A 15825-nucleotide genomic window follows, 5' to 3' on the forward strand; every position below is an offset into this window, starting at 1 on the left:
TCACTCGGCCTTCCGCTTGCGCTTGATGCTCACGACGTCGGCCACATCAGGTTCTTCATCCGGTGCGAGCACGACGGCGCGTTTGCCGCGACTGACGCGCACGAGGCCGCTCGCGCTTAGTTCGGCGATCGCACGGTGAGCAGTCGCAGGGGCAACGCCGTAGCGATTGGCCAGCTCGACAACCGGTGGAAGGGGCGTGCCGGGTGCGAGCGCTCCGCAGGTGATCGCGCCGCGAAGGTCAGCCGCGATTTTTTGGTACGGGCCGCTCAGCTTGGGCTCGATTTTGGTGGTTGCGGTGCCGTCTTGGCCGATGGAAACGGGAGCTGCTGGCATTCGGCCGCCAAGGCTGGTTGCGGCCCGCTGGTCGGCTTCTGAGAACCACGCGGCGTAGACGCGCAACGTGGTGGTGCCGCCTCCGCTGTGGCCCAGTCGGCCCGCCACTGTGCGGACGTCCACGCCGCTGGCAATCAGTTCGGTCGCCGAGTAGTGGCGAAGCTCGTGCAGGTGCGTTTCCAGTCCGAGACGGGCGCACATCCGGCCGTATCGCTGGGTCACGGAGTCGGGCTTGAGGTACGTGCTGTGGTCTGGGGAGTTCGAGAAGATCCGAGACCCGAGGACCAGCTTCACTCCGAACTCCTGCGCCTTCTCCTCGCAGATCAGCTTGTAGGCGCGGAAGAGGACGAGGGTTTCCTCGTCCAGCGCGATTCGGCGCTGTTGGTGGTCCTTGGTGTCCTTCTCCCACGTCTCGCCGCCTTCTTGGCCGATGCTGCGGGCGACGGTGAGAATTCCGGTGTCCAGGTCGAGGTCATCGAACTTCAACGCGCACAGTTCGCCCCGGCGAGCGCCGGTGACCATCGACAACCAGACGAACATGCCCCAGTCGAGATCGCGGAACGCCTCGTTGATGAGCGCGGCTGCTGCTTCGGCGTTCGGCGGGCTCGGCTTCGGCTTGGGTGGACTTGGCGGCTTCGACTGTTCGAGCGGATTCACGGTGATCCACTTCCACCGCTTCGCGGCCTGGAGCGCGCCGCTGAGAATGAAGTGGATCTGCCGGATGGTCGACTTGGCCAAGCCTGTGCACACGTGCGGCTTGCATCGTTCGTCGCACTCGTGCTGAGCCTTGGTTCGATGCTCGATGAATTTGCCCTTACCGCCGCAGTGCAAGCGGCAGGTCCGCAGGACCTTGTAGAACGAATCGAAGGTCTCGCCGCTTAGCTTGCCGACCTGAAGCTTGCCCAGGAGTGGGCTGATGTGGAGCCGGTTCTTGCGGACGTATCCGTTCATCGTGCTGACATCGACGTCCAGGTTGTCCAGGTAGCGGGTCAGCAGGACGTCAACGGTGGCTTTGGTCTTGGGTGCACGCTGCTCATCGATCTCGTTGAGGATGCGCGTCTTGGCCCTCTCGGCCTCATTCCACGACTCCTGCGAGTTGCCGGGGATGACCTCGTGGCGATAGTTCCGCTTGCCCGTGAGCGCGTCCTGGCCCGCGTAGACGACCACGCGCAGGGAGCCGCTCGGCAGCTCCTCGATCCTGCCGCGCTGCCGGGCCTTGGGGCCTGCCTTCCGACCGGTCATGGTGCGACCGTAGCGACAGTTCGCACCATGCGCCGCACCACGAAGCCGTCAGAGATCAACTCTGAGCTTGATCAAAGAAGAAGGCCGCTGACCTATTCTAGCAGGTCAGCGGCCTTATCTCGTTCCAGTGCCCCTGGCAGGATTCGAACCTGCGACCTCGGGATTAGAAGTCCCTCGCTCTCTCCACTGAGCTACAGAGGCTGGAGGGGTGCGAAAGTGGCCACGAAGCGTGGCCACCGGTGCCCCCACCGGACACATCGTCCGAAGTCGATCGACTGTTTCGTCCCTACGTCCAAACGGGTGACGAAAACTGTCTAAACGTGACACGGATCACGTTCGTGGGGCCGTTGAGGCTCTCTCCACGAGGGAAACGTCGAGTCTCGTTGGCCGTGGCGGTCTTCCGCCGGCCAGTAATTTCAGCGCCAGCTCGCCGGCTCGGCGGCCCTTGTCGGCCAGGGGTTGACGCACGGTAGTCAGCGGTGGGTCGCTGTAGGCCGCTTCGGGGACGTCGTCGAAGCCGACGACCGAAATGTCTCCTGGGACGGTCAACGTCAGGTCGCGGGCCGCTTGGAGGGCGCCGAAGGCCAGTTGGTCCGACGCGCACAGCAAAGCGCTCGGGCGCGGCGTGCGGGTGAGTAGCCACCGCGCGCCGAGACGTCCGAGTTCGCGATCACTGCCGCGCGCCTCCCACACCGGAACATTGTCCGGTTTCACCCCGCCTTTTTCCAAAGTGTCGAGGTAGCCGCCCAGGCGGTCTCTGCTCACTCGGAACGGCACGTCCGAACGGCGCTCGTGCGAGACCGGGCCGGATACTCCGTCCGGGTGCAGGGCGAACGTCAGGATGCCGAAGCGCAAGTGTCCCAGCGCCAGCAGGTGTGCCGCGGCTGCGCAGGTGCCGGTGTAGTCCTGCACCTCCACCCGCGCCGAGCCCGGCAGTGCCGGCTGGTCGATCACCACGAGCGGCAGGCCGCGGGCGGCGACGGCGTCGAAGGCCGGGGCGGAGTCGGGTAGTGAGTAGGCGACCATCACGTCTGCCTGCGCGCGCGCCACGATCGATGGGCGCGGACCGCCCGTGGCGTCGCCTGGCATCAGCACGAGGCTGTGGTCGTGGCCGTCGACGGTGGAGGCCAGGCCGTCGAGCACGATCGACAGCGCCGGGTCCGAGAACGCGCCGGACAGGCCCTGCGGCAGCATGAAGCCCACGGCGGCGGACGAACGGGTCGCGAGTGAGCGGGCTACGGGGTCTGGGCCCGCGTAGCCGAGGGAACGTGCCGTTTCGAGGATGCGTTCTCGCAACGTCGACGACAGCTGATCAGGCCTGTTGTACGCGTTCGACACCGTTGCCCTGGAGACCCCGACGGCTGCGGCGACGGTGTCCAGCGTCGGCCTGCGTCGGCGGTCGGAGTCCACGGACGCATCGTATGCGAGAGATCGCACCCCCATCGCTGGCGCTGCTGAAGCGCTTCAGTCATGCTGGAGCTCATGTCTCCACGCCTGGCCACGTTCGTCGTGTTCCTCTTGAACGGCGCTGTCTTCGGCACCTGGGCCTCCCGCGTGCCCGCGCTCGCCGAACAAATCGGCGCGGAGGTTGGCAGCCTCGGCCTGGCGTTGCTCGGGGCGAGTGCCGGGCTGGCGTTCACGGCGCCGTTGGCGGCACGGATCTGCGCGGTCCACGGGTCGCGTGGGGTTCTGATAGCGAGCAGCCTCCTCAGTCCGCTGCTTCTGCCCGTGCTCGCGTTGTCGCAGTCACCGCTGCAGTTCGGACTGACGCTCGTCGCGCTGGGAGCAAGTGTCGCGGCGATGGACGTGTCGATGAACGTCGCTGCGGTCGTCGTCGTCCGCGCCATGCAACGGCCACTGATGCCGCAGTTCCACGCGGGCTTCAGCGTGGGCGGGCTCATCGGCTCGTTGGGCAGCGCCGCCGCCGCTCAGGCGCACTGGACGCCCATGAAGCACTTCCTCCTGGCGGCGTTCGTCGGCGTACTGGTGACTGCGCTTATCGCGAAGAGCATCCCCGGAGGAGTAGGGGAGCGTCATAGGGAAGAAGTAACCGAACGCGCGAACGTGCTCAAGAGCCCTGTCCTCTGGCTGTTGGCGAGCGTCGCGCTGTGCAGTGCCATCGCGGAGGGGGCGGCGGCGGACTGGTCGGCGTTGTTCATGGTGCGTGAGCGTGGAATGGGTGACGCGGCGGGCGCATACGCCTATGCGGGCTTCTCCGTCACGATGGCGCTCTCACGGTGGTTCGGCGAACCGATTCAACGCCGCCTGGGGCCGCACCGCCTGCTCGCCGCGGGCGGGGGCCTGGCCGCGACGGGGCTGGCGCTCGCGGTGGTCGTCCCGTTCCCGGTGGCCGGCTACGTCGGGTTCGGCCTGGCCGGACTGGGGCTCGCGTTCTCGTTCCCGGTGGTCATGGACCTCGCGAGCGAGACCGGCAAACGTGCGGACGGCAGCGGTGGCGAGCGTGAGCTCGGGCTGGTGACGACGATCGCCTACACGGGGTTCCTCGCGGGGCCACCGATCGTGGGCGGGCTCGCGCACGTCAGCTCTCTCGTGGTCTCGCTCGGGTTCGTGGCGCTCGTCACGGCGCTGATCATCCCGACGACCCTGCTGGCCAGGCGAGCGGCTAGGCAGGCGGCATCCGTTTGAGCGCTTCCACCCTGAGCGGTTCGAGTGCCTTGGCGGCCTTGTCCTCGGTGGCGTCGCCGCTCATGCCGATGGCGACCATCAACGACTCGTTGCGCGTCACGGCGATGGTCGCGGTGCAGACCGTGTCCTTGTCCGCCGGCTTTGTGCAGTTGAGCCAGGTCGCGTGCTTGGAGGTCTCGACCTCGCGGCCCGTCTCCTGCGACTTCTTCGACTCGTCGAACGACCGGTAGGGGACCGCCACCAGCACGTACGGGCCCTCGTTGAGCGTGAAGAGGCACGAGTTCGCCAGCTCCGTGCGCGGCACGGGCTTGAACTTGAGCGTGCCGAGGGGCTTGAGGTCCTTCTCCGTCACCAGGGCGCACGGGTCGACGCCGGCGGTCTTGCGCGGCGTGGCGATGGCGAGCGGCGGAAGTGGTGCCGCGATGGGTTCGCCCTGGATGGAGTACGCGCAACCGGTCAGTGGAAGCAGCACGAGCAGGAGAAGGAGAGAACGTCTCACACGGCGCAACACTAGAGGGTCGTAGGCTCCGGGGCGTGGCAATCGAACGCTCCACCAGAACGGGTTTGGTGCCCCTCGTCGCCATCGGCTTCGCAGTGGCGGCCCTCGCGGCCGTCGCGCTGAGCTCGTTCGAGAGCAACCCTCCAACCGGGGTGCAGATCGTGCGGGTGCTGACCGAGACGGGTGCGGTGGTGACCATCGGCTCGTTGTTGCTGGCGGCGTTCCTCGTGCCACCGCAGAAGTCCGGCACTCTCGCAGCAGACGGCTACGCCGCGATGCGCACCGCTGGGTGGTTCGCGCTCGTGTGGCTCGTGGGCGCCCTGCTGTCAGTGCCGTTCACCACAGCGGCCGCGATCGACCGTCCGGTGAGCTCGTTCAGCTTCAGCCAGATGATCGCGACGGCGATGTTGCTGGAGCAGTCGAAGGCGTGGCTCCTGACGGCGATCATCGTGGCGTTGCTCGCACTGGGCTGCCGCCTGGTGCTGTCGTGGGGATGGACGACGGTCCTGCTGTTCGGCGCCATCTTCGCGTTGGTCCCGGTCGCGGTCACGGGGCACTCGTCGTCCGGCGGCTCGCACGACATGGCGACGAACAGCCTGCTGTTCCACCTCGTCGCCGCGGTGCTGTGGGTGGGCGGCTTGATCGCGTTGCTCGCGCACGGCAGGCGTGGCGGCGCGCACCTTCCCCTCGCCGCGACGAGGTTCTCGAAGATCGCGCTGGTCTGCTGGATCGTGATGGCCGTCTCGGGTGTCGTGAACGCGCTGGTGCGCATCACACCGGCCGACCTCGTGACGTCCACCTACGGCTGGCTGACGCTCGGCAAACTGGCGTGCCTGCTGCTGCTCGGCGTGTTCGGCTACTTCCAGCGCGAACGCGGTGTGAAGGGCGTCGTCGACGGCAAGCCGCACGCGTTGCTCAAGCTCGCCGGCCTCGAAGTCCTGCTGATGATGTTCACCATCGGCCTGGCCGTGGCGCTGGCCCGCACGCCTCCTCCCGGCGGCAGCACCGAACTGCCCAGCCGCACGGAGATCGCGATCGGCTACGACCTCGACGGACCTCCGACGCTCGCGGCCATCCTGTTCGACTGGCGCTTCGACCTGGTCTTCGGCACCGCGGCGCTGGCTCTCGCCCTGCTCTACGTCCTGGGCGTGCGCAGGCTGACCAAGCGCGGCGACAAGTGGCCGGTGGGCCGCACCGTCGCGTGGCTGTGCGGGTGTTTCTCGCTGCTGTTCGCGACGTCGTCGGGCATGGGCCGGTACTCGCCCGCGATGTTCAGCGTGCACATGGAAGCGCACATGGTGCTGTCCATGCTGACGCCGATCCTGTTCGTCCTGGGTGGTCCGGTCACGCTGGCGTTGCGCGCGTTGCCGGTCAACAAGGAGGTTCCGGGACCGCGAGAGTGGGTGCTGGCCTTCGTGCACTCACCGGTCGCACGGCTGCTGACGAACCCCTTCGTGGCGCTGGCCTTGTTCGTCGGTTCCTTCTACGCCCTGTACTTCTCGGGGCTCTTCGAGGCCGCGCTGCCGTTCCACTGGGCGCACCTCGCGATGAACGCGCACTTCATCCTCGCGGGCTACGTCTTCTACTGGCCCGTGATCGGCGTGGACCCGTCACCGAACAAGCTGCCGCCGCTCGGCCGGTTGGGGCTGCTGTTCGCGTCGATCCCGTTCCACGCGTTCTTCGGTGTCGTGCTGATGAGCTCCGCGAACGTCATCGGCGAGCAGTTCTACCGGGGTCTCGCGTTGCCGTGGGTGCAGAACCTGCTGGAGGACCAGCGGCTCGGTGGCGGCATCGCGTGGGCTGCGGGGGAGATCCCGTTGCTGGTGGTCATGGTCGCCCTGCTCACGCAGTGGGCGCGGCAGGACGGTCGTGACGCGAAGCGGTACGACCGCAAGGCCGACTCCGATGGTGGAGCCGACCTCGAGGCCTACAACGCGATGCTGCGCAAGATGGCGGGCAAGGACTAGACCGAGAGCGGGCGGCGGAAGCCGCGGACCGCGAAGAACGCACCGATCGCCGCGATCACGCCGCTCGTGACCAGCGCGCCGGCCACACCCGTGACGGGGTGGGCGAGCGCAAGGCTGCGGGCGGCGTCGACGGCGTACGTCAGCGGGTTGACCTTCGCGACCGCCTGCAGCCAGCCCGGCAGACCGCTGACCGGCACGAACGCGCTGGACGCGAACATCAGCGGGAACATCGCCAGGAAGCCGACGGTCTGCATCAGTTCAGCCTTGCGCACCCACGCGGCGATCGCGATGAACACCCAGCTCAGCGCCCAGCCGACGACCAGCGCCAGGCCCAGCGCGGCGAGGGTGCCGAGCGTGCCGCCGTCCGGACGGAACCCGAACACCAGGACGCCGAACGCGATCATCAGCACCAGCTGGAACGCCGTGCGGACGGCGTCGGACAGGTTGCGCGCCAACAGAACCGTGCTCGGGCGGATGGGCAGCGAACGGAACCGTGCGAGCACACCGTTCGACATGTCCTGCACGAGCCCGATGCCGGATGCAAGAGAGGACTGCATCGCGGTGTTCACGAGGATCGCGGGCAGCAGGTAGTTGATGTAACTCATGCCAGGCGGGAAGTTCGCCGTGGACGTGATGCTGCCGAAGATCTGGCTGAACAGCGTCAGCATGATCAACGGCTGCAGGATGCTGAAGAAGACGAGAGCGGGCGTGCGCAGCAATGCGCGCAGAGAACGGCCAGTCAGTACGAGAACTTGTGTCGGATAGCTGCTGCCGTGCCAGGTCAAGGTCGCCATGATTTCCCCCTAGTTCGCGGCGAGAGTGAGGTAGACGTCGTCCAGAGTTGGCTCCTTGAGGCCGATTTCGTGCGCCTCCAAGCCGTTGTCGTCCAACGCGCGCACGACTGTCGCAAGGTCGCGTGACGCGCTGACGGGGGTCGTGAGCGTGAGGCCTTCCGCGACGGGGTGGAGCCCCACGGCGTTGACGGCCTTCAGCGCGACGTCCACTTCGGACACCGAGTCGAGCGTGACGGTGACCGTGCGCTGGCCGACCTGGGCCTTCAGCTCGGCCGAGGTGCCGGACGCGACGACCTTCCCGTGCGACAGCACGGTGATCGAGTCGGCCAGGCGGTCGGCCTCGTCCAGGTACTGGGTCGTGAGCAGCACGGTCGTGCCGTCCGCGACGAGCTTCTCGACGATCTCCCACATCGCGAGGCGGCTGGCCGGGTCGAGGCCGGTGGTCGGCTCGTCCAGGAACAGCACGTCGGGGTTGCCGACCAGGGACGCGGCCAGGTCGAGGCGGCGGCGCATGCCGCCGGAGTAGGTCTTGGCGTTGCGCTTGGCGGCGTCGGTGAGGTCGAACTGCTCCAGCAGGTCGTCCGCGCGCGAGTGGGCCTGCTTGCGGCCGGCGCCGAGCAGGCGGGCGATCAGGACGAGGTTGTCGTGGCCGCTGAGCTGCTCGTCGACGGCGGCGAACTGGCCGGTCAGGCCGATGCGGCTGCGGACCTCGTGGCTCTGCTTCACGACGTCGAACCCCGCGACCCTCGCGGTGCCGCTGGACGGGGGCAGCATCGTGGTGAGGAGGTTGACCAGCGTGGTCTTGCCGGCTCCGTTGTGGCCGAGGAGGCCGAGAACGGAGCCCTTCTTCGCGGTGACGCTCACGCCGTCGAGCGCGTTCACGTCGCCGAACCTCTTGCTCACCTCATGGGCTTCGATCATGAGCTCAGACATCTGTTCCCCCTGATTTGAGTGCTCCGTGCAGGAACAGCTCCACGATGGCGGCGGGTTCGGCGGCGGTCTGGCCGAAGCCCGAGCCCATGCGGTTCGTGAAGACGGCGCCGAGCAGCATCCGTCCGGCGAGGTCGGGGCTGACGCGCAGTTCCGCGTCGCCGAAGAGGCCGGCGATGGCGTCGGACAGCTGCTGCATGCCGATCGGCGGTCCCTTGTGCTTCTTGTGGTCCTCGTCGCGCGGCTGGTAGCCGGACTCGCGCAGCGCGCCGATGACACCCCACATGCGGTCGAGGTAGCCGCTGAACGCCGCGACTCCTGCGGTGAGCCGCTCTTCGAGCGGCACGTCCACCGGGATCGCTTCGAGCCGTGCGACCTCTTCGTCGGAGTGCAGCGCACGTTGGATGCAGGCGTCGAGCAGCTCCGCCTTGTCCTTGAAGACGCGGAACACCGTGCCTTCCGCGATTCCGGCCGCGGCGGCGATCTGGCTGGTGGTGACGTTCGCGCCGGCCTTCACGACGAGCGGCAGCGTGGCCTGGACGATCGCTTCACGGCGATCTTCCGGGCTCATCGCGGGGGCGCGGCGGCGGCGTGGTTCCTCTGACACGTCCGCAACTGTATGAGTGAGTACTCACTCATGTCAATGAGTGGGCGCTCACTCACTCGTCTCGCTCCAGCGGCGCACTAGCACGTGGCCCCGACAATTCCGTGGTTCGAGGCCGTTCAAGATCTCGACCTGTCCACACCCCGCGAGTTGTCCACAGATCCGCTGCCACCCCACCCCGGCCGCCCGCCTCCGGAGCAACCTGGACCAGAACCCCGCGACCTGGAGGCAAGCCCGATGTCCTGGAATTCCACCGTGATCACCGTTGTTGGCACTGTCGTCAGCGACATCACGTACAAGCACGGCGAGGACGGCAAGACGAACGCGTTCTTCCGCGTCAACTCGACCGAGCGCCGGTACAACACGGCGAACGGTGACTGGGAGGACGGCGAGTCGTTGTGGCTCGGTGTGTCGTGCTGGCGCAAGCTCGCCGACAGCGTGAAGACCACGCTGTCCAAGGGCGACCCCGTGATCGTCCAGGGCAAGCTGCGGATCCGTCATTACGAGAAGGACGACGTGAAGCGGCAGGCGTTCGGCCTCGACGCGTCGCACGTCGGGCTGGACTTGAGCCGAGTGCAGTCACTGGGCTCCGCCCCGCTCGTTGAACCGCGGGCCGCCGAAGATCTCGCCGAGGAACCCGTTCCGTTCTGAGCCGTTCGGGGCAACCCGGTCCCGGACTTCTCAGAACCCGCCCGAACCGGCGGCATCGCCGGAGAAGAATGCACGTACCGAGATCCACGAAGAAGGAGGGAAGCTCGTAGATCGGGGCTGCCGAGGACCGATCGCCGAGAGTCGTTCACGTTCGAACGGAACGGGCTGGTCACCGAGTCGCGTGACGCTCGATCCGGACGTGAGCGCCTGCTTGTCGGCGACCGAGGTCAGGGGCCTCTGGGCACCGCTCTACGATCGCCGCCATGGCCGAGTTCATCTACACCATGAAAAAGGTGCGCAAGGCGCACGGTGACAAGGTCATCCTCGATGACGTCACGATCATGTTCTACCCCGGCGCGAAGATCGGTGTGGTCGGTCCCAACGGCGCCGGCAAGTCGAGCGTGCTCAAGATCATGGCGGGGCTGGACACACCTGGCAACGGTGAGGCCTACCTGGCCCCCGGCTACACGGTGGGCATCCTGCAGCAGGAGCCGCCGCTCAACGAGGAGAAGACCGTCCTCGGCAACGTCCAGGAGGGCCTGGGCGAGATCAAGGTGAAGCTGGACCGCTTCAACGAGATCGCCGAGCTGATGGCGACCGACTACTCCGACGAGCTGATGGAGGAGATGGGCAAGCTCCAGGAGGAGCTCGACCACGCCAACGCGTGGGACATCGACTCGCAGCTCGACCAGGCGATGGACGCCCTGCGCTGCCCGCCGCCCGACGCCGACGTCACCAAGCTCTCCGGTGGTGAGCGCCGCCGTGTCGCGCTGTGCAAGCTGCTGCTGAGCAAGCCCGACCTGCTGCTGCTCGACGAGCCCACCAACCACCTGGACGCGGAGAGCGTCCTGTGGCTGGAGCAGCACCTCGCGCAGTACACCGGCGCCGTGCTCGCCGTGACCCACGACAGGTACTTCCTGGACAACCTGGCCGAGTGGATCCTCGAGATCGACCGCGGCAAGACCCATCCCTACGAGGGCAACTACTCCACGTACCTGGAGAAGAAGGCCGAGCGTCTCGCGATCTCGGGCAAGAAGGACCAGAAGCTGCAGAAGCGTCTCAAGGACGAGCTGGAGTGGGTGCGCTCCGGCGCCAAGGCCCGCCAGGCCAAGTCGAAGGCGCGTCTGGACCGCTACGAGGAGATGGCGGCCGAGGCGGAGAAGACCCGCAAGCTCGACTTCGAGGAGATCCAGATCCCGCCGGGCCCGCGTCTGGGCAACGTCGTGGTCGAGGTCGACAAGCTCAAGAAGGGCTTCGGCGACAGGGTCCTGATCGACGGTCTGTCGTTCACGTTGCCGCGCAACGGCATCGTGGGCGTCATCGGTCCGAACGGCGTCGGCAAGACGACGCTGTTCAAGACCATCGTCGGTCTCGAGAAGCCGGACGCCGGCGCGGTCAAGGTCGGCGAGACGGTCCTGCTGTCCTACGTCGACCAGAACCGCGGCGGCATCGACCCGAAGAAGAACGTGTGGGAGGTCGTGTCCGGCGGACTCGACTACATCCACGTCGGCAACGTCGAGATGCCGTCTCGCGCGTACGTCAGCGCGTTCGGTTTCAAGGGCCCGGACCAGCAGAAGCCCGCGGGCGTGCTGTCCGGTGGTGAGCGCAACCGCCTCAACCTCGCGCTCACGCTCAAGCTCGGCGGCAACCTGATCCTGCTGGACGAGCCGACGAACGACCTGGACGTCGAGACCCTCGGCTCGCTGGAGAACGCTCTCGAGCAGTTCCCCGGCTGCGCCGTGGTCATCTCCCACGACCGGTGGTTCCTCGACCGCGTCGCCACCCACATCCTCGCGTGGGAGGGCACGGACGAGGACCCGTCGAAGTGGTACTGGTTCGAGGGCAACTTCGAGGGCTACGAGAAGAACAAGCTCGAGCGCCTGGGTGCGGACGCCGCCAGGCCGCACCGTGTCACGTACCGCAAGCTGACACGGGACTGAGAGGGCAACGGCGACGTCGTGGCGGCGAGGGGCGAGACGCAGGCGAACGTCGAGGTGAGCACGCTGGTCGTGCCCGCCTGGATGCTGCGTTGGCGAGCACCCGAGCTCGCTCTGGTGCTGGGCGAGCGCGCGGTTGCGCTCGCCTCCACCCGCCGCGACGAAGCCGACCGCCTGCGTGCGGAATCGCTGGTGGTCTTCGCGGGCAACCGCATGGGCCGCGGCGTCCGCGTCGCCGACAGGGCGATCGACGCCCTGAAGGCGGCCGAGGCCGCCGGTGAGTACGAGACCGCGTGGCTGCTGAGGGTCGAACTCGCGGCGTGTGCGCGGTCCGTGGGAGCCCCGCTGACGGGGTTCGCCGCGGTCACGCCGGTGCTCGAAGCGCCGGACGTGCCCGCGGAACTGCGGGCGTCCGCGCTGGTGCAGGCCAGCGAATGCCTCGTCACGGTCGGTCGAGGCGACGAGCCCACGCGGGCCCTCGCCGAGGCGGACCAGCTCTACGTCGCCGACACGACGCTCGACGACGACACCCGTCTGCTGCTGCGCGGCCTGATCCGCGCGGTGCAGGCCGCGCAGCACCGGCGGTGGGGCGATCTCGCCGCCGCCATCGGTGCCGCCCGCGAAGGCCTCGACCTGCTGAGCAGGTTCTCCGATCCGTGCGCGGACAGCGGCCAGGCCGCCGGCCGGCTCACGCTGGAGCTGGTGCTCTCGCTGATGGACGCGAACCGGCTGCTCGACGCGAGTGAGGTCGGCGTGCCGATGCTCGACCGCCCGGTGCGTGCGCCGTCGGCGTCCGCGGTGGGGTGGTTGCGCCTGGCGCTGGCCACGCGCGTGCACCTGCCCGCCGGCAGGGCCGCGCTAGCCCGCGAGATGCTGCGCGAGGCTGCGACGAGCGCCGAACGCCACCAGCTCGACACGTTGCTGGCCGAAAGCCTGCTCGCGCTGGCCCACGTGCACGAGGTGTCCGGTGAACTGGCCGACGCGCTGACGAACCTGCGCTCCGCCCACGCCGCCGAACGCCGCCGTGCGCGCGCGGTCTACGCGGTGCGCGCCCGGCTCGCCGCCGAGTTCTCCGGCGTCCACCGCCAGCCCGCCGATCTGCACCAGCAACTGGCGAGCGTGCTCCGTCCCGTCGAGGGCATGCAGGTGGTCACCGACGGCGTGCTGTCCGCCGCGCTGAAGCAACAACTCCGGCAGTGGCGCCCGGTCCAGGTCCGCAAGGGCGACGGGCTGAAGGTCAAGCGCGTCCGGCGCGCTGCCGAAGACATGACCGTGGAAGGTTTGTCCGCGGCCAGACAACACGCCGCCGACCGGTGGCGCATGGTCCAGCCGTTCGGCGAGCCCGATGACAAGACCCCGGAAGCCGTGGAACCGCCACCCGCACCCCTGCCGTCATCCTCATCGTCTTCCTCCGACCGCACCGTCCCCGCCTCCGGCCTGATCGCGTCCGCGGGCGCGATGGTGAGCGGCCGCCGCCGCGCCGCCCGCGTGGCCGCCGGCGAGATCGACGACGACCGGCCGACCACCATCGCCGAAATTCCCATCACACCAGCACTTCCGGATCCAGAGCCGCAGCAGGAGCAGCCTGCGCTCAGCGCCGAGCAGGAACGCAAGCGCAAGGTCGAGCAGCAACTCATGGAGCTGCAGCGCGAGGCCCGCCGCCAGATCGAGGCGGAACGCCAGGCCCGCGCCGAACAGCGCGCCCAGGCCGAACGCGAGGCCCAGGCCGCCGAGGAAGCCGCTCGCCAGGAAGCGGCCCGTGAAGAGGCCGCTCGCCAGGAGGCCGCCCGGCAGGAAGCGGCGCGCCAGGAGGAGGCGCGCCAGGAGGCTGCCCGGCTGGAAGCCGCCCGCCAGGAGGCAGCGCGTCAGGAACTGGCCAGGCAGGAAGCCGCGCGTCAGGAAGCCGTGCGCCAGGAGGAGGCCCGGCGCGAGGCAGCGCGCCAGGAAGCGGTCCGCCGTGACGTCGCCCGGCAGGAAGCGGCGCACCAGGAGGTCGCCCGCCAGGCCGTCGAACGCGAGGAGGCCGCCAAGGAAGCCGCCGCCCGCGAGGAAGCGGCTCGTGCGGAGGCCGCCGCGCGTGACGAGGCGTCCGGATCGCAGTCGGAGAGCGTGCTGGACATGCTCAAGGCCAAGGGCCTGCGAGCAGGCGGCCGTCGTCGCGCCCGTGACGCCGAGCCCGAGTCCAAGACCCCGTCGTGGCGTGTGGAACCTCCGTCGGGCCTGCGCCGGGACAGCCCCGCCGCAGAAGCGGCGCAGAACTACTTCGAGGACTCCGGCATCTCGGCCCGTCCCGGCTACTACGGCGACCCGGCCTCCCCGGACAGCCCAGGCCATTCAGGGCTCGCCGCAGCGTTCTCCCGTCCGCCCGCGGCCCCGGACTTCGGTCCTCACGTCGACGAACCGGCGTACCCGCTGAACACCCCGGCCGGGGGTTTTCCCGCCGCGGCGGACCCGGACGAGCGCAAGCTCCCCGACCTGGACTTCAGCGGTCTCGACTTCAGCACCTCGAAGCCGAAGCTCGTCGCCTCCATCCCCGTCCCTCCTGCCCCGGCGGAAGCCCCGGACGAGGAACCGGAACCCGAGCACAAGCCGCTCCCGCCGATCTCGGACCCGATCCCGTCCGTGCCGGTCCCGGCCGAGATCCCGCCGGCTCCGGAACGGGACCTGTTGTCGACGACGTTCCTGAGCTCGGCGGACGTGGACGACGACCCTTCGGACGTCCCCACGACCCCGGTGCGCGTGCAGTCGCAGCCGGACCAGGCCCAGCCGGCGTTCGGCTCCCAGACCAGCTTCGGCACGCAGACCACCTTCGGCACCCAGTCCTTCGGCTCCCCGCCGGGCTTCGGTTCCCAGCCGGCGCACAGCACCGAGCCGGGTCACAGCACCGAGCCGGGCCACAGCGCCGATCCGGCTGCCCTGGCCGAGCAGCCGGGCGGGCCGGTCTCGCCTGACCCCGACGCGCCGACGGAGAAGCGTTTCCGCGCGGTCGGCGAGCCTGACCCGGCAGGCGACGCCGCGCGCGGCACCACGACGAGCGAGTCCACCGACCGGACGGGCCGCCCCAGCAGCCGCCGCAGGCCGAGCGACCTGAGCCTCGCCGACCTGCTGGCCGAAGCACTGGTCGCCTACGAGACGGGCCGTCGCTCCGACGAGGAACTGCTCGAAGTCCCGGACCTGAGCGCCCCGGACTGGTCGGCCGCGCCACCCGGACCGGACGCCACGACGGCAGACCAGCAGGCCCGCCCCACCGAAACCGAGCCGCCCGCCGACGCGGACCCGGCGTCGCGGCCTGAGGAGTCGTTCAGCGCGGCCACCGATCTCCAGACCGGCTCGGGGCCGGCAGAAGCCACGGCCAGCTCGGACGCCTTCTCCCAGCCAAGTCAGCCCGGTGGCTCCCAACAGGACTCGTCGGACGCGGTGTTCGGTTCGGGCCGATCGTTCGGCGTGCAGCAGGACTCGGCGGAGGCCGCGTCGTCGCTGGACGCGTTGTTCGGCTCAGGTCGGCCGTTCGGCCCGCAAGACTCGGCTGCTGAGCCGCCGGCCTCGTCGGATGCGGTGTTCGGCTCGGGTCAGCGTTTCGGCGCGCAGCAGGATTCGGCGGCGGACACTCCGTCGAGTTCGGAGGCGTTGTTTCGTTCGGGTCTGTCCTTCGGCGCGCAGCGGGATTCGGAGGCAGCGGCTCCGTCGGACTCGGCGTTCGGCTCGGGCCGGCGTTTCGGGACCCAGCAGGACTCCGCAGCGGAATCCCCGCCCGGTGCGGACCCGCTGTTCCGGGCAAGCCAGTCCTTCGGTTCGCAGCAGCCGCCCGCGCAGCCGGTGAGCCAGGAGTCCTACTTCCCCGCGAAGCCGGTGCCGGAGTCCGCGCAGGAGAAGACCGGGCCGATCGCTCCCGTGCCGTCGGACAGCGAGACCACCGGTCCTATTCGTCCGTTCCGGGCGGACGGGCCTCCCGGCTGGACGTTGCCGGGGGCGTGAGGGTGGTCAGCACCACACCTCAAGCCTTGCCCAACCTCTCCTGCCGGGCGCCGGGCGAGGAGTCGCGAGAGCGGCCGCACGGCGACCAGTGGTGGGCGGGCTGGTGATGTCCTGCGGTTCGGCGGTGGTCACGATGCCGTTGGGCCCATGATCGGATGAAAGCTGTGGACCGACCGGGTGTCGGGGCCGGCGGAGTTCGCCGGCGTCCGGTCGCGTCCACGGTGCGGAAAGCCTTGTCGCCACTGAT

11 protein-coding genes and 1 tRNA gene are annotated in these 15825 nt (G+C 68.9%); 5 read left to right on the forward strand and 7 right to left on the reverse strand.

Annotation, left to right across the window (positions count from 1 at the left end):
* The 3 genes from SK571_RS26095 to SK571_RS26105 form a co-directional block, all read right to left on the reverse strand.
* A complete protein-coding gene (locus tag SK571_RS26095; RefSeq protein ID WP_319986718.1) occupies positions 1 to 1575 on the reverse strand; it encodes a tyrosine-type recombinase/integrase in 1575 nt (524 codons plus the stop codon).
* 128 nt (positions 1576 to 1703) lie between these two features.
* Positions 1704 to 1776, reverse strand: a tRNA-Arg gene (locus SK571_RS26100).
* A 129-nt stretch (positions 1777 to 1905) separates the two neighbouring features.
* Positions 1906 to 2985: a LacI family DNA-binding transcriptional regulator gene (locus SK571_RS26105; protein ID WP_319986719.1), complete on the reverse strand. Its 1080-nt coding sequence runs from the start codon at positions 2983 to 2985 to the stop codon at positions 1906 to 1908.
* A gap of 72 nt (positions 2986 to 3057) precedes the next feature.
* Between SK571_RS26105 and SK571_RS26110 the strand changes: the two genes are divergently transcribed.
* Positions 3058 to 4221, forward strand: a complete 1164-nt coding sequence (locus SK571_RS26110; protein ID WP_319986720.1) for an MFS transporter — start codon at positions 3058 to 3060, stop codon at positions 4219 to 4221.
* On the opposite strand, the gene SK571_RS26115 is transcribed toward SK571_RS26110, so the two are convergent.
* Positions 4199 to 4720: a hypothetical protein gene (locus SK571_RS26115; RefSeq protein WP_319986721.1), complete on the reverse strand. Its 522-nt coding sequence runs from the start codon at positions 4718 to 4720 to the stop codon at positions 4199 to 4201. The two genes, SK571_RS26110 and SK571_RS26115, sit on opposite strands and share 23 nt — an antisense overlap.
* A gap of 35 nt (positions 4721 to 4755) precedes the next feature.
* Here SK571_RS26115 and SK571_RS26120 point away from each other — a divergent pair, with 35 nt between their 5' ends.
* On the forward strand, positions 4756 to 6687 hold the full coding sequence (locus SK571_RS26120; protein WP_319986722.1) for a cytochrome c oxidase assembly protein: 1932 nt from the start codon (positions 4756 to 4758) through the stop codon (positions 6685 to 6687).
* Here the strand turns inward: SK571_RS26120 and SK571_RS26125 are convergent.
* From SK571_RS26125 to SK571_RS26135, 3 genes are read right to left on the reverse strand one after another with little or no spacing between them, the layout of a single operon-like run.
* Positions 6684 to 7481: an ABC transporter permease gene (locus tag SK571_RS26125; RefSeq protein WP_319986723.1), complete on the reverse strand. Its 798-nt coding sequence runs from the start codon at positions 7479 to 7481 to the stop codon at positions 6684 to 6686. The two genes, SK571_RS26120 and SK571_RS26125, sit on opposite strands and share 4 nt — an antisense overlap.
* 9 nt (positions 7482 to 7490) lie before the next feature.
* A complete protein-coding gene (locus tag SK571_RS26130; RefSeq protein WP_319986724.1) occupies positions 7491 to 8414 on the reverse strand; it encodes an ATP-binding cassette domain-containing protein in 924 nt (307 codons plus the stop codon).
* On the reverse strand, positions 8407 to 9018 hold the full coding sequence (locus tag SK571_RS26135) for a TetR/AcrR family transcriptional regulator (RefSeq protein WP_319986725.1): 612 nt from the start codon (positions 9016 to 9018) through the stop codon (positions 8407 to 8409). The genes SK571_RS26130 and SK571_RS26135 overlap by 8 nt, the downstream gene beginning before the upstream one ends.
* A 252-nt stretch (positions 9019 to 9270) precedes the next feature.
* Between SK571_RS26135 and SK571_RS26140 the strand changes: the two genes are divergently transcribed.
* The 3 genes from SK571_RS26140 to SK571_RS26150 all read left to right on the forward strand — a co-directional run bounded on the left by SK571_RS26140 (position 9271) and on the right by SK571_RS26150 (position 15578).
* Complete coding sequence (locus SK571_RS26140) at positions 9271 to 9666, forward strand: single-stranded DNA-binding protein (protein WP_319986726.1); 396 nt, start codon at positions 9271 to 9273, stop codon at positions 9664 to 9666.
* Between the two features lie 263 nt (positions 9667 to 9929).
* A complete protein-coding gene (ettA, locus tag SK571_RS26145; protein WP_319986727.1) occupies positions 9930 to 11606 on the forward strand; it encodes an energy-dependent translational throttle protein EttA in 1677 nt (558 codons plus the stop codon).
* Positions 11607 to 11624: 18 nt separating this feature from the next.
* Complete coding sequence (locus SK571_RS26150; RefSeq protein WP_319986728.1) at positions 11625 to 15578, forward strand: hypothetical protein; 3954 nt, start codon at positions 11625 to 11627, stop codon at positions 15576 to 15578.
* Positions 15579 to 15825: the final 247 nt, after the last annotated feature.

This window comes from Lentzea kristufekii, assembly GCF_033949925.1.
Classification (GTDB): domain Bacteria; phylum Actinomycetota; class Actinomycetes; order Mycobacteriales; family Pseudonocardiaceae; genus Lentzea; species Lentzea kristufekii.

Coding starts and splice junctions, on each gene's coding strand:
- SK571_RS26095 (WP_319986718.1), bottom strand. CDS start 1,575: ATGACCGGTCGGAAGGCAGGCCCCAAGGCCCGGCAGCGCGGCAGGATC.
- SK571_RS26110 (WP_319986720.1), top strand. CDS start 3,058: ATGTCTCCACGCCTGGCCACGTTCGTCGTGTTCCTCTTGAACGGCGCT.
- SK571_RS26125 (WP_319986723.1), bottom strand. CDS start 7,481: ATGGCGACCTTGACCTGGCACGGCAGCAGCTATCCGACACAAGTTCTC.
- SK571_RS26130 (WP_319986724.1), bottom strand. CDS start 8,414: ATGTCTGAGCTCATGATCGAAGCCCATGAGGTGAGCAAGAGGTTCGGC.
- ettA (WP_319986727.1), top strand. CDS start 9,930: ATGGCCGAGTTCATCTACACCATGAAAAAGGTGCGCAAGGCGCACGGT.